Below are 12,769 nucleotides of genomic sequence, written 5' to 3'. Positions count from 1 at the left end.
TGTGGTCGTGCACGGCGTTCATGTGGCAAGGCTGCGGCGGCTGCCTTCTCAGGCGTGCGCCCGATACATCTCCCATGGCGCCTGCGGGAGGATCTCACCGGTCTCAAGCAGCGACTTGAGGTTCGCCAGTACGGCCGGCCATCCGTGCGCGATCCCGTTGAGCATCGCCTGGTTGGGCAGGTTCTCGTGGGTCACGGTGAGACGGACGATGTCTTGGTGCGGTTCGACGAGAAATGTGACGACCGACGATTCTCTCGACGGTCCGGTGCCGGGGGCATCGTCGAAGGTGACGACGAGGCGTGTCGGGGACTCGGCCTCGATCACGTGACCGACGACGTCGACGACGCCTGATCCGTCGACGCGCCGGTGCTCCCAGGTCGAGCCCGGCCGCCAGTCCGAAACGTTGGCGTGTCCCCAGTAGCGCGCGGTCAGGTCCGCGTCCGTCAGGGCTTGCCAGACCTGCTCCGCGCTTGCGCGGATGTAGGTGACATAGACGTAGGTCGGCACGGACGTGGGTCCGTCGGTCATGGCGTACTCCTCTGCTTGGTTCTTGATGGCGTTGATCGCTTGCAGACGGGGCCTGTCGAACTCCGAGATCCAGCGCTCTTGGATCTCGTGGATCGGTGCCGGGTTGAGGTAGTGGAGCCGTTCCCGTCCACGCCGTATGACGGTGACGAGGTCGGCCTGCTCAAGGATGTTCAGATGCTGTGTCGCCGACTGGCGTGCCATGTTCAGACCGCCAATGAGTTGCGGCACCTGCGCCACGGCTTCTACTGGAGCGTCGTCATGGGCGGCTATGCCTCCGATTTCCGCGCCGCCGACCGTCCCGCTCTGGAGCGGTTCGTCCCGCCGCCAGCCGGCCGGTCCGGACTGCGGCTGGAGCTGTACGGACGCGACACCTTCTCCCACGGCGAACCCGTCGTCACCGAGATCAAGCTGTCCCTGGACGGCAGCACCCCCAAGCCGACGCCTTCCCCGACCTCAGCCCCCGCGGCGACAACCTGACCATCCTGGTCACCGACCCCGCCGGAGCCATCCGCCCCTTCCGGCCCATCGCCCGCCACTGCGGCAACCCCGACCGCCGCATCACCCTCGACGCCACCATGCGCCGCCTGGCCCGTGCGCACGCCCGCGCCCATGACCTCAAGCAGGCCGACACCGTCCTGGACCAACTGGTCGACACCTTCCGCGACAAGCACCTCCCGCCACCGGTCCTGGCCACCATCGCCGGACAAGCCGAAACCACCCGCACCGAACTCCACGACCAGGCCTGACACCACGCCGCCCGCCTGAGCGCTACCGCGGACAGCGACTCACCGTCCGCGGTAGCGCCGCCGGCGTCCGGGCTTGAGCAGCAACCGCTCGGCCAGTGGCGTCAGCGGGCCGTTCATGGAGTGTGAGCGACGGACTCCTCGACGACTCCCGCTCGGCGGGCATCCAGGCGGGCGGCGGCCCGGGTGATGAGCCGCGTCCGGGTCCAGCGCGCCATGACGCCGCGCCGTTCCAGTTCCATGACGAGGAGGAGGGCAAGGACGGGCACGAAGCTGCCGACGGCCGCGCCCCCGGCGAGGGCGAGGTACGGCGCGGCCGAGCGGGTCAGCCGCCCGAGCGCAGGTGCGGGCCGCCCGGTCGCCGCGTGGCAGACCGCGACGTGTACGGCCGCGCGGCCCGGTGTGGCGCCGTCCCCGCGCGCCGCCGGGAAGAGTACGAAGATGGCCAGCCCGGTCACCGCGTACGACAGGCTGGGCAGGATGTCTCTCAGGAGGGCATCGTCGGGCATCGGGCCACCCGTGACGAGCCGATAGGCCTGGACGGAGAGCAACCCGAACACCGGCGAGGCGAAGAACCACACCACGCCATCGAGCAGCATGGCGAGCGCCAGCCGGCCGACGGTGGGCGAGGCGAGGTCCTGGCGGGGCGCCGGCCATGGCCCCGGCAGCAGCCGCGCGGCCGGGCCCGCCAATGTCCAGCCGAGTCCGGCGCCGGCCGTATTGATGATCAGGTCGTCCAGGTCGAACAGCCGATACGCGCAGGGATAGAGGCCCCACAGGCCGGTGAGCTGGGTCAACTCGATCGCCAGTGAACCGGCGAGGGAGATCATCAGGGTGCGCGCCACGCCGAGCCCCTGCCGGTAGCGCAAGAAGAAGCCGAGCGGCACGAACAGGGCGACGTTGAACACGATCTGCAGCACCGACCTGCTGTACAGCGCGGTGGCCAGGCCTCGTCCTGTGTTCTCTCTGATCACGTCCTGGACGCTCGACAGCGGCTGCCAGCGCGGCGTCGCGAGGCTCTGCCGGATCGCGCAGAAGTCCGGCGTCACCTCAGGGAGCGGAAAGAGGGTGAAGGCCACCACGCCGCAGGCGTACAGGACGAGCACCGCCGTGACGAACCCCGACCATCGCCCGATTTGCCCGAAACGGCTGTATTGGTGGGACACGAAGGGCAGCAACAGCAGCGCGATGGCCAGCGGGGCGAGAAGCAGGGCGATTTTCGCCTGGGTCAGGTAGATCTCCACAAGCCGCGAAGTCTAGCTAAAGAGGACATACGGGCATATTTGAGGATGTAGGGGCGACCTTCAGGGGACCTTCCTGGCGGACCATGCCGACGGCCCGCAGCGCTTGTTCAGCAGGAGGGCCGCGGCGAGCAGCGTGACCGCGATCCGGCCGAGACGGACGGCGGACCCGGTCCACGGCGCCGGCCCGACTCCCGGGTTCACCTGGGTGATCTGCATCCCGGCGTTGGGGGTGAAGTGGTCGCGGATGAACCGTCCCACGTGCCCGGCAGCATCGCCACCATGTGGAGCAGCGCCAGGATCGGCCCTCGGGGAGATCGGACCGGATTCCGGCGGTACGCCATAAGGGCTTCCATTCGGTACCCAGGTACAGGTTTACCGTCTAGGTATGGCCCAGAAATCACCGTTGACCTGGGTCGGGCCCCCTCCGCCTGCACTCTGCCCACCGCCGGGCAGCCGCTCCGCGTGGCCGAGTTCGACGCCCTGTCCGCCGACGCGGTGCAGGGCGTGGCGCACCCGGCTGCGCCTGGAACTCGTCTTCAGCCCGGACACCGCCGCCCGGACCGCCGAACTGACGGCCCGGGAGAACGGCTGCTGCTCCTTCGCCTTCACCCTGGAGGAGGTGGCCGAGCTGATCGACACGGACCGCGGCGGGCCACCGCCGCGCAGCAGCGCCGCTGGTTTGACCTTGACGCTGCGTCAACTTCTAGCATCGGGGCCATGTCGATCACTGTTCTTGACACCTACTCCGCCATGCGGCGGATCCTGCTGGCCCCGGTCGCAGAGCGCGCCGACCTGCTGCGTTCGATGCTGGAGCCCAACAGCGGCATGTACCGCTACCACCCCGGCGAGGTCGACCTGGTGGCCATACACCTCCAAACGTCCGGGTTCCCCATCGACCGCGACGAGGAGCGTTGTCTCGACGCGCTCGAAACCCTGGCGGCGGCCGGAGCCTGGGAGCGGATGCAACGCGCGCTCGACGACGCTCTCGCCGTACTGTTGGAGGCGACGCCGGGGCTGGAGGCCCCGGACATCACCGTGCTGTTCGTCCTCGGCGATCCGGCTGACAAGCACTTCATGGGTCCCTGTCTAGGAGTGACCGGGTTCGGCGGCATCTCGGGCAACATCGCCATCACGTTCTGGCCCTTCCCCGAGAACGTGGAGCGGCTGGAGGCCACCGCCGTGCACGAACTCCACCACAACCTGCGATGGAGTCCGGGCGGGGTGGTGTGGGACCCGATGACCGTCACGGTCGGCGAGCACATCGTCGGCGAGGGCCTGGCCGACGCCTTCGCCCGCCAGCTCTACGGCGACGAGCTCGGCCCCGCCCGCATCGGCGTGCCGCACCTGCACGACGACGCGGTCTTCGACAAGGTGCTCACCGGGCTCGACGTGACAGGCATGCAGAACTTCACCGCCTGGGTGCACGGCGACCCCGGCGCCGAGCACCTCGGTGTCACCCCGGTGGGGCTGCCGATGGGCGCCGGGTACGCCGCGGGCAACCGGCTGGTCGACGCCTACCTGGCGGCGACCGGGCAGACGGCGGCGCAAGCCCTGCACGCCGACAGCTCGGAGATCATCGCAACCACGCTCCACCGCGGGTGACACTGGTCCGATGGAGTGGACGATCCAGGAGCTCGCGACGAGGGCCGGCATCACCAGCCGCACCCTGCGTCACTACGACCGAGTCGGGCTCCTGGCCCCGTCCCGGGTCGGCGCGAACGGGTACCGCTACTACGACTCCACCGCGGTCTTCCGGCTCCAGCGGATCCTGCTCATGCGCCGGCTCGGCATGGGCCTGCCCGCCATCGCCGAGGTCCTGGCCGACGAGGTGGACGCGTGCGACGGGCTCCGCGCCCACATCGCCGCGCTGGAGGAGGAACGGGACCGCGTCGAACGGCAGATCCGGTCCGCGCGTGACACGCTCGACGCCCTGCAAGCGGGGGCGGAACCGCAGATGGACGTCATGCTGGCGGGGTTCAACGACCGCTACAAGGACGACGTGATCTCACGCTGGGGCGAGCGCGCGTTCCAGGTGAGCAACGACTGGTGGCACGGCAAGACCCTTGACCAGCAGCGGGCCTGGAAACAGGCCGCCGAGGACCTCGTGGCCGCGTGGGTCGCCGCGGCGAGGGCCGGGATCTCTCCGACCTCGGAACACGCTCAGTCACTGGCCGCCCGGCACGTCCGCTGGCTGAGCCAGATCCCGGGTACTCCCACGGCCGAGGGCGACCGGGAGCGCTCGATCGCGATGGTGAGATGCCTGGGGGACATGTACGCCGACGACCCCCGCTTCGCCGGCATGTACGACGACGCCGCGGGGGCGACGTTCGTCCGCGACGCACTGCACGCGTACGCGCGGACCCGGATGTAGCTCGTGTGGTCCGCCGAAATGACCCTTTGCACGATCAAGGCAGCCAGGACTCGACGATGCGGGTGGAAGACCTTGCCACCAGGCAATCGGTGGGCTTGCCGCTGACCGGCCTTGTCGCTGCCGGACCCGACGCGGCTGCTCTCACTCGTGGCGCATCGCTCGGACGACCTCCCTCAGATGCGCGTGCAGTTCGTCCTCTCCGCCATCACCGAGGGCCGCCATGGCGGAGGGGAAGGCATCGGTCAGATCGACCATGACGTCGAGCACGACCTCGTCCACGAACTCGCGGAAGGACTCGGGCCCCGTCTTGGACCGCGCGCTGTCCAGCCGTGGTCCGTTCACCATGGTCCGGGCGATTCGGCGCAGGTCGCTCAAGGCAAGCTGCGTGTGCTGGTTCCAAGGCTGGCTCTCGTCAAAGCGCTGCTCGTCGAACTCTTCGATCTTCATCTTGATGATCGGGCGCTGTTGCGACGTCGCAGAGATGTCAGGACGCATGACGATCCCTTCCGCGAGGTTGCCCGGGATGTCCGGCAGACCGAGCCGGCGCGACACTTGGGTGGGGAATCGCAGAGGCAGGGCGTCCAACTCGTGCCTGGGGCCCCTGCCGAGCAGGGGCACGACATCGAGTCCGGCGGAGGCCGCCACGGCTGCCACGTCGGTATAGGGCAGCAAGAGGCCGGCGTCGTCGGGATGGTCGTGTCGGAGCACGTCGAAGAGCGCGAAACGCAGGTCCGGGCTGTACCAAACCCCGGTCTGCACCGCGCTGACCCCGGGCACCGGCGCGACTTCGCCGTGTGGATAGTGGCCGCCGTACAACTCCCCGTAGACACGCACCACCGTGCCGCCCAGAGACAACGCCGCCCTGGCCGCTTGCTCCAGTTCGGCGCGCAGCAGTTGCCAGCCGAAGAATGCCTCCTCTCCGCGTAGCCAGGCCTTGCGCTTGCCGACCCGGAACTCCCGGCCGTCATAGGCGATGACCAGCTGTGCTCCGTGAATCTTCTCAGTAGAGATCCAGATGCCATTGGCGGCGACGGCAGCGCCCGACGCAACCGGGATCTTGGGAAAAGGCACATGACGCATGGCAGAAGTCTGGGTCCTCACCCGACGTCCCCGAAACTCCTTTCGCTCCGGACACCGCGTGAGAGAAGGCGGATCCTGTCGACAGTGATCGGCCACACCGGCCGTCCGATCTGCAGTCGGGCTCATGGACGAGGGGGCAGGAGGCCTGCGTGGCACCAAGGTCGTCGTCTCGGCGGATCTTGAGGAGTTCCTCCGGGTGAACCGGGGCGTACGGCCCGTGCGCGAACGGGCAAGTATGCCAGGATGGGCCGCATGTCTCCCGATCTTGAGAGTTCCGCCGGGCCCGCAGACCAGGCTGTGGCCAACGACTACGACAGCTTCGCCGAGGCGTACGCGGCCGAGACGGAGTCCAACCTCATCAACGGCTATTACACCCGGCCCGCGATCCTGGACCTGGCCGGGGACGTGACAGGGCGGCGGATCCTTGACGTCGGCTGCGGTGCCGGCCCGCTGCTCGCGGCGCTGCGCGACCGGGGTGCCATCGTGACCGGCGTCGACTCCAGCACGAAGATGCTGGAGCTGGCCAGGCAGCGGCTCGGCGACGGCGCGGCCCTGCTCCCGGCCGATCTACGCAGCCCCCTGCCGTTCCCCGACGGCGCGTTCGACGATGTCATCGCGTGCCTGGTGCTGCACTACCTGGAGGACTGGAAGGCACCGCTGGCCGAGCTGCGGCGCGTGCTGGCGCCCGGCGGCCGACTCATCGTGGCCGATAATCATCCCTTCGTCAGTCAGAAGCTGGCCGGTCCCGGTGCCAACTATTTCGCGACCCGAAAATGGTCCGAGGAGTTCACCTTCAGCGGCCAGAGCGCCGAGCTGACTTTCTGGCACCGGCCGCTGCACGCGATGACCGACGCTTTCACCGCGGCCGGCTTTCGGATAGCCGTCGTCAGCGAACCGCGCCCCGCGCCAGGCGCCCGTGAACTCTTCCCCGACGAGTTTGCGAACTTCCCCTCCGGGGCCTTCCTGAGCTTCCTGTTCTTCGTCCTGGAGGCCGCCTAGCGCGGTGACTGGAAACGATCACCGGGTTTTTGCTGCGTGATGGACGGTGAGGTCACCGTACGTCGACAGAAGCGCGGCGATGTCGCCGGGCTTGCCCCGGAGTGTGGCGTCCAGGAATGCGGCGCTGGCTGCGGCGGTGATATCCGGTCCCAGGGTGCGGCCCAATGAGCCGACGAGTGCGGGCACGGGTGGCATGTAGAGCGGCGCGTCAGTGAAGGTGAGATGCGCCGTACCAGGGACGGTGACCCGGTAGCTCGTCGTGGTGCTGAGCTTGAGGACCCGCGTGAGGCGGGGGATGTAGATCGGGTTCTCAGCTGGGTCCACAGGGTGGGTGAGCGCGAGTACTGGCTGGTGAAACGGTCGTGGGGCGGGGTCGTAGGGGAAGCCGTCCAGGTTGATGACGGCCACGAACCGGGGATCTTGGCGGGCGGCCTGCAAGGCGGAGCCCCCGCCTATGGAATGCCCGGTCGCCGCAGCCCGATCGGTGTCGAGGCGCCCGGTCAACGGGCCTGGGATGTCGCCCCGGTCGAGACGGCCGAGCTGAGTGAGGGCGAAGCTGAGATCGGCGGCCCGAACCGCCGTCCAGCCGGCTGCCAGCCTCTCGTCCTCGGCCCGATCGCCGGTGGCTCTGATCCGCGTGCGGATCGTTCGGCCGTCGGCGACAGTGACAGCGGCCGAGTCGTAAGGGTGATCAAGAGCTGCGACGACGTAGCCGCGGCTGGCCAGTTCCTCTGCCCAGGCGGTGTTCTGGGTGCGCACTCCTCCCAGCCCGGGGGAGAACAGCACGAGGGGGAATCTTCCGCCTCCGTCGGCCACCGCCGCATCGAACACCGAGCTTGTGTGGGCGCGCGGAATCTCATCGAGGAGGAAGCCGGGCACGCCGAGGTAGCCGGCCAGGCCCTGGGAGACAACACGCGCCTCTTGTGCGGTGCGTCCGAGATACTGTGCCCGCTTGAGGTCCGCAGGGCTCTTCTGCGCGGGATACCAGAGTTGGACCACAACCGTGCGCCGGTCATCGGGCTCGGAGGTGGCGATCTCGGGGCGATCGGGATCGGTCCACTGCATCACAGTGGTGCCGACCGCGTACTGGCCCGACGGCTCGGGGAACACCGGCAGGGGTAGCGCCCACGCGGCCACTGCGCCCCCCGCGATCGGAGCGAGGCACGCCGCCGATCCCGGCAGGGCCAGCCACCACCGGGCCCGCCACGCGGGTCGTCCGGTGGGCCGTCGCAGCAGTGGGGGAGCGGCGAACAGGAGCGCGATCGCGGCGCCTGCGAGTACAGGTAAGAGCTGCCAGCGCACCCCAAGCACGATCAGCACCGCTCCGGACAGCACGACAGTCACCATTGCGGCGAGTGTGACCGGCCGGCGGGCGCCGACCGGGAACCAGCGGGCCAGTACCAGTGCAACGGCACCCAGAAAGACCAGAATCTCTAGGGGCGACATGCCAAGTCCCCCGACTGCCTCAGTCATTTGACCATCCTTGAGGAGGGACCGGTGTCGGCACATCCACCTCAAGTCGCCGGTTATGTGCCACCTAGGTCGGACTGCGCGGGTCATCTGACTACCTAGGTCGCACTACGCCGGTCACTTTGAGCGGGGGCCAGGATGAAGCAGCGGATCAGCTCCGAGAGGATGATCCGCGATGATATGAACCTTTGATCCCTACCCTTCAGTAGGGATCTTCGGCAAACAGGTTGACGTTCAGTGCCGGCGATCGGACCTCGCCGAGCCGTTCGGCGGTCCTGCCCACGCCGATCGCGTAGCTGCGGGGGGTGTTGGGACTGTCGAGCGAGCCCAGGAAGGCGTCGGCCGCCACCCGGACGGTCAGCGCCTTCCCGGCCGACAGGGGGGGAGGCCCTCGCGGTGCCGGTGCCATGCCAGCGGGGCCTCACCTCATCCGGCGCGGGCCCGGCGTCCGGGCATCAAGGTCACTGGAAGCGCCACAGCTGGGCGTCGTTGGGCGTGGTGCAGGTGAAGACCTTGGCCAGCGTCCCGAGGGTGTCCAGGCACAGGGTGGGGTCCAGGGCCGACCTCAGCTGGCCGAAGCCCACGCCCGTGGACGGGATCTCCCCCTGGTGCAGCCAGCGCTCACCGGCCAGGCGGCTGGGGTCGCAGGTGTGCTGCACCACCTGCGCGCCGAACGTGGCGAACTCGTTCCTGACCTCGACGCACTTGCCACTGCCCCGGTTGGCCAACTGGTAGACGAAGGCGCCGGAGCCGTCGACCGACAGCAGGGTCGGCAGCCACAGCTGGGCGTCGTTGCCCTTGCAGGTGATGCGCTGGAGCAGGGCGTTCTCGGCGGTGGAGGCATCCTTGACGTCCAGGCACATGCTCTGCTCGGCCTCCTGCATCTTGAAGAAGCCGCCGAGGGCCAGTGGCCCCGGTCCCGGCGGAGGCGCCACCGGCCCTCCGGTCGGCTGCCCCGGCCCCGGCACAGACAGCGGCGCCGGCTGGTCGGAGGCGTTCGCGGCGGTCGGCACGAGGCAGGCGGCCATGGAGATCGCCGCGGCCAGCAGCAGCGGCGCCGCCGCCCGCCGCCCGGCTCGCGGCGCGGAGGAACGTCGTGCGCGTCCGGAGAAGATCTGGTTCATGTGCGTTTCTCGCTTCCTGTTGCGGGTTTCGGTTGGTGTCGTGCTGGTGCTGGGGCTGGTCAGCTGCCTTCCTGCACCTGGAAGATGTGGTCGGCGACCAGCCCGTGGGCCTCGCGGTGCACCGCCGCGGCCGCCTCCGCCGACGGCGCCTCGACCAGGCAGAAGATCTTGCCCTGGCTCTCGTCGACCCAGTAGCGCAGGTAGCTGACGTCGTGTCGGGCCTGCTGCTGCAGGTCCGCCTTGTGCGCCTGGGCGACGTCGGCCATCGCGACGCCCTGGGCGATGGTGTGGACGTCCATGTAGAGCGGCATGCAGGGCCTCCCGTTCCGTGGTGAGTCCCGCCAACCGTAAGGACGGGGGCCGGGGGGCCGGATCGGGAGCGGTTCCCTATGTTGCGCCGCGCGTTGCCTAGATTTCCCGCGCGCTCAGACTTCCGTGGTGGCCTGGATGTGCGCCTCGGTCAGGCCGAGGCGGACGGCCTCCTTGGCGGCGGCGGCCCGGCTGGGCGCGCCCAGCTTGGCGAGGATCGCCGAGACGTGGTGGCCGGCTGTCTTGACCGAGATGAAGAGCTCGGCGGCGATCTCGGCGTTGGAGTGCTGCGCGCAGACCAGGGCGAGCACCTCCCGCTCGCGCCGGGTCAGCCCGGAGGGATGCTCCCGCGTGGCCGCGCGCGGCCCGGCCGGCAGCGACCGGACGCCGAGCCTGCGCAACTCCTGCCTGACGATGCGCGCCGCGGGGAAGGCGCCGAGGTCAGTGAAGATCCGCAGGGCCTCGCGCAGCTCCGGCTCCCCGCCCGCGCCGCACAGGGCCAGCGCGGCGTCATAGCGGCAGCCCAGCTCGGTCCAGGCCCGCGCCGCCCCGGCCGGGTCGCCGTCGAGCTCCAGCCGGTACGGCTCGGGAAACGCTCCTTGCGGCGCGCGAGGGGAGCCGGTGCGCGCCAGCCAGACCGCGACCGCGCCGCGGTCCCAGGCGTCGGACGGAGCGGCGACGTCATGGGCCAGCTCCGCCTCGCGCCGCGCCTGGACCGCCTTGCCCTCCAGCCAGTACGCCTCGGCCCGGGTCAGCCGTACAGGGACGATCTGCTGCGGCTCACCGGTGCGGTCGGCCAGGTCGGCCGCCTCGTCGAGGTGCTCCCAGACACCCGGTTCGCCGCGGCGGGCCAGGACCGAGCCGATCCTGCGCACCGTGCACATCCGGTTGGACGGGGACCGGCCCACTGTGGCCAGGATGCCGGCGCTGATCGCCAGCGACTCCTCCCAGCGTCCGGTGCGCTCCATGACGGTGGCCTGCTCGCCGCGCAGGCATGTCCCGTACGTGGGCAGGTCGTGCTCGTCGCAGTAGGCGATGCCCTGGGCCAGGCACCGTTCCGCCTCGGCGAAGCGCCGCCGGCCGCTGTGCATGGCGACCAGGTTCGTGAACGCCCGGCCCGCCTGGTCCTGGTGCCGCCCTGCCAGGGCGACCTCCAGCGCGCGGCGTATCCGGTCCTCCCACGCGCCGCCCCGGATCCAGGCGCACGCGGCCCGGGTGTTGAGCGCGTCGCTGAGCACGTCGGTGGCGCCGAGCCGCTCGGCCAGCTCCTGCGCCCGCAGCGCCAGGCCCTCGGCCATGTCGTGCTCGTAGCGCAGCATCCGGTGGTTGGCCAACGAGGCGTACGCCCAGGCCAGCTCGGTGCCGGGCCCGAGCGGTTCCAGGACGGACACCGCGGCCTCGGCGGCGGACACCTCGCCGTGGCACAGGTTCCACTTGATGCGTGACAGCCGTCGCAGCGCGGCGCCCTCCCGCAGCCGCTCGCCCGCCTGGCGCCACTGCGCCAGCGCGCGCTCGCACGCCTCGGCCGCGTCCTGCCACTGGTCGAGCAGCACCGCCTCGTCGGCCAGTCCTTCGCACAGCTCGGCCACGGTCGCGGCGTCCGCCTCGGCCGCGAAGCGCAGGGCTCGCCGGTACTGTGCCGCCGCCTCGCGGTGGGAGGCCAGCCACGCGGCGCGGCGGGCGGCGGCGGGAGCATGGCGCAGGACCGCGGCGGCGTCCCCCGCCGCCTCGGCGTGGAAGGCCATCCGGGCGTCGTCGTCACAGCCCAGCGCGGCCAGCGCCGCCAGGACCAGGCCGTGGATCGTGCGGCCCCGGCGCGCGGGCGCCGCCCCCTCCACCGCCAGCCGGGCGATCTCATGGCGGAAGCGCAGCCATTCGCCGTCGCCGGTCACCAGCCCGCACGCCAGCAGCTCGTCCACGGCCGGGGCCGGGCACGGGGTCACCGCCTCCAGCAGCCTCCACTCCACCCTGGTCCCGGTCAGCGCCGCGACGTCGAGCACCTGGCGGGCCGCGCTGCTGAGGCGCGCGGCGCGCGCCAGGACCGCGTCCCGCGCCGACCCGGGAACCTCGTGCATGCCGGCCTGGACGACCTCGGTCACGTAGAACGGGTTGCCGCCGGTCATCCGGTGCAGCGCGTCGGCGTCGGCGTCGCTTCCCCCGGCCAGTTCGCGTACCGCCTGGGTGGACAGGGGCGCCAGGCCGATGCGCCTGGTCGAGCGCTGCGAGGCCAGATCGCCCAGGGTGACGCGCAGCGGATCGGCGGCCGCCAGGCCGTCGTCGCGGTAGGTGGCGAGGAGCAGCAGCGCGCTGCCGCGCAGCCGCCGGCCGAGGAAGCGCAGCAGGTCGAGGGTGGCCTCGTCGGCCCAGTGGATGTCCTCCACCACGACCACGTCCAGCGTTCCCGAGTCGCCGACCTCGCGCAGCAGCCCCCGGAACAGCTCCTCACGCCCGGCGCCCGCGCGGCACAGCTCCAGCAACGGGCCGCCCAGTTGCTCGGCCAGGTCGAACAGCGGCCCCAGCGGGCGCGGAGTGAACAGCCCGTCACAGGCTCCCCACGACCACCGCGCCGCCGGCAGGTCCTGCTGGAACCGCTCGACCAGCACCGACTTGCCGACCCCCGCCTCGCCTGCGACCAGGACCAGCCGCCCCTCACCACGCTCGGCCTCGGCCGCGTACTCGGCCAGCGACGCCAACGACGACTCCCGCTCCAGCAAGCGCATTCCCGTAGTATCCGTCAGCGCGGCGCGGCTGGTAAGGGATCCCCCCGTCAGGCCGGGGGCTGGTCGCCCGGCCCGGGTTCAGGCGGCAGCCGCCACCAGCTTGCGTCACTCGGATCGGGGTCGGAGCTTGCCTTTGAACCGGTCGAGCAGGTAGGTCCGCAGCCCGGCGGCGTCATGCGGT

15 protein-coding genes are annotated in these 12,769 nt (G+C 70.5%); 5 read left to right on the top strand and 10 right to left on the bottom strand.

Annotation, left to right across the window (positions count from 1 at the left end; all coding sequences use genetic code 11):
• Positions 1-48 precede the first annotated feature (48 nt).
• On the bottom strand, positions 49-765 hold the full coding sequence (locus J2S55_RS41845; RefSeq protein WP_306872782.1) for an ArsR/SmtB family transcription factor: 717 nt from the start codon (positions 763-765) through the stop codon (positions 49-51).
• On the opposite strand from J2S55_RS41845, the gene J2S55_RS41840 reads away from it, so the two are divergent.
• Positions 748-1,005: a hypothetical protein gene (locus J2S55_RS41840; protein WP_306872781.1), complete on the top strand. Its 258-nt coding sequence runs from the start codon at positions 748-750 to the stop codon at positions 1,003-1,005. The genes J2S55_RS41845 and J2S55_RS41840 overlap by 18 nt on opposite strands.
• A 98-nt stretch (positions 1,006-1,103) precedes the next feature.
• Positions 1,104-1,274: a hypothetical protein gene (locus J2S55_RS41835; protein WP_306872779.1), complete on the top strand. Its 171-nt coding sequence runs from the start codon at positions 1,104-1,106 to the stop codon at positions 1,272-1,274.
• 113 nt (positions 1,275-1,387) lie between these two features.
• Here the strand turns inward: J2S55_RS41835 and J2S55_RS41830 are convergent, their stop codons facing one another.
• The 3 genes from J2S55_RS41830 to J2S55_RS41820 form a co-directional block, all read right to left on the bottom strand.
• On the bottom strand, positions 1,388-2,515 hold the full coding sequence (locus J2S55_RS41830; protein WP_306872777.1) for a VanZ family protein: 1,128 nt from the start codon (positions 2,513-2,515) through the stop codon (positions 1,388-1,390).
• Positions 2,516-2,575: 60 nt separating this feature from the next.
• Positions 2,576-2,773, bottom strand: a complete 198-nt coding sequence (locus J2S55_RS41825) for a hypothetical protein (protein ID WP_306872775.1) — start codon at positions 2,771-2,773, stop codon at positions 2,576-2,578.
• 114 nt (positions 2,774-2,887) lie between these two features.
• Positions 2,888-3,154 (bottom strand): hypothetical protein, encoded by a 267-nt coding sequence (locus J2S55_RS41820; RefSeq protein WP_306872773.1) that lies wholly within the window; start codon positions 3,152-3,154, stop codon positions 2,888-2,890.
• A gap of 78 nt (positions 3,155-3,232) precedes the next feature.
• Here J2S55_RS41820 and J2S55_RS41815 point away from each other — a divergent pair, with 78 nt between their 5' ends.
• The gene (locus J2S55_RS41815) at positions 3,233-4,117 is read left to right on the top strand and encodes a DUF2268 domain-containing putative Zn-dependent protease (RefSeq protein ID WP_306872769.1); all 885 of its coding nucleotides are present in this window, start codon (positions 3,233-3,235) and stop codon (positions 4,115-4,117) included.
• Between the two features lie 10 nt (positions 4,118-4,127).
• Positions 4,128-4,886: a MerR family transcriptional regulator gene (locus J2S55_RS41810; protein WP_306872766.1), complete on the top strand. Its 759-nt coding sequence runs from the start codon at positions 4,128-4,130 to the stop codon at positions 4,884-4,886.
• Positions 4,887-5,027: 141 nt separating this feature from the next.
• Here the strand turns inward: J2S55_RS41810 and J2S55_RS41805 are convergent, their stop codons facing one another.
• Entirely contained in the window at positions 5,028-5,966 is a 939-nt protein-coding gene (locus J2S55_RS41805; RefSeq protein ID WP_306872764.1) for an RNA ligase family protein, read from the bottom strand.
• Positions 5,967-6,209: 243 nt separating this feature from the next.
• Here J2S55_RS41805 and J2S55_RS41800 point away from each other — a divergent pair, with 243 nt between their 5' ends.
• Positions 6,210-6,965, top strand: coding sequence for a class I SAM-dependent methyltransferase (locus J2S55_RS41800; RefSeq protein ID WP_306872762.1), 756 nt, complete (start codon positions 6,210-6,212; stop codon positions 6,963-6,965).
• A gap of 18 nt (positions 6,966-6,983) precedes the next feature.
• Here J2S55_RS41800 and J2S55_RS41795 read toward each other — a convergent pair whose 3' ends face one another.
• From J2S55_RS41795 to J2S55_RS41775, 5 genes are all read right to left on the bottom strand, one after another.
• Positions 6,984-8,438 carry an alpha/beta hydrolase family protein gene (locus J2S55_RS41795; RefSeq protein WP_306872759.1) on the bottom strand — a complete coding sequence of 485 codons (1,455 nt, stop codon included), beginning with the start codon at positions 8,436-8,438 and terminating at the stop codon, positions 6,984-6,986.
• A 199-nt stretch (positions 8,439-8,637) separates the two neighbouring features.
• Entirely contained in the window at positions 8,638-8,844 is a 207-nt protein-coding gene (locus J2S55_RS41790) for a hypothetical protein (RefSeq protein WP_306872757.1), read from the bottom strand.
• Between the two features lie 52 nt (positions 8,845-8,896).
• Positions 8,897-9,559 carry an RICIN domain-containing protein gene (locus J2S55_RS41785; RefSeq protein WP_306872754.1) on the bottom strand — a complete coding sequence of 221 codons (663 nt, stop codon included), beginning with the start codon at positions 9,557-9,559 and terminating at the stop codon, positions 8,897-8,899.
• Positions 9,560-9,618: 59 nt separating this feature from the next.
• Complete coding sequence (locus J2S55_RS41780) at positions 9,619-9,870, bottom strand: DUF4242 domain-containing protein (RefSeq protein ID WP_306872751.1); 252 nt, start codon at positions 9,868-9,870, stop codon at positions 9,619-9,621.
• Positions 9,871-9,984: 114 nt separating this feature from the next.
• On the bottom strand, positions 9,985-12,588 hold the full coding sequence (locus J2S55_RS41775; protein WP_306872748.1) for an AAA family ATPase: 2,604 nt from the start codon (positions 12,586-12,588) through the stop codon (positions 9,985-9,987).
• Between the last annotated feature and the right edge of the window lie 181 nt (positions 12,589-12,769).

Source organism: Streptosporangium brasiliense, from assembly GCF_030811595.1.
GTDB lineage: Bacteria > Actinomycetota > Actinomycetes > Streptosporangiales > Streptosporangiaceae > Streptosporangium > Streptosporangium brasiliense.
The sequence above is the reverse complement of the archived record's forward strand: the minus strand, read 5'-3'. Positions and strand labels throughout refer to the sequence as shown.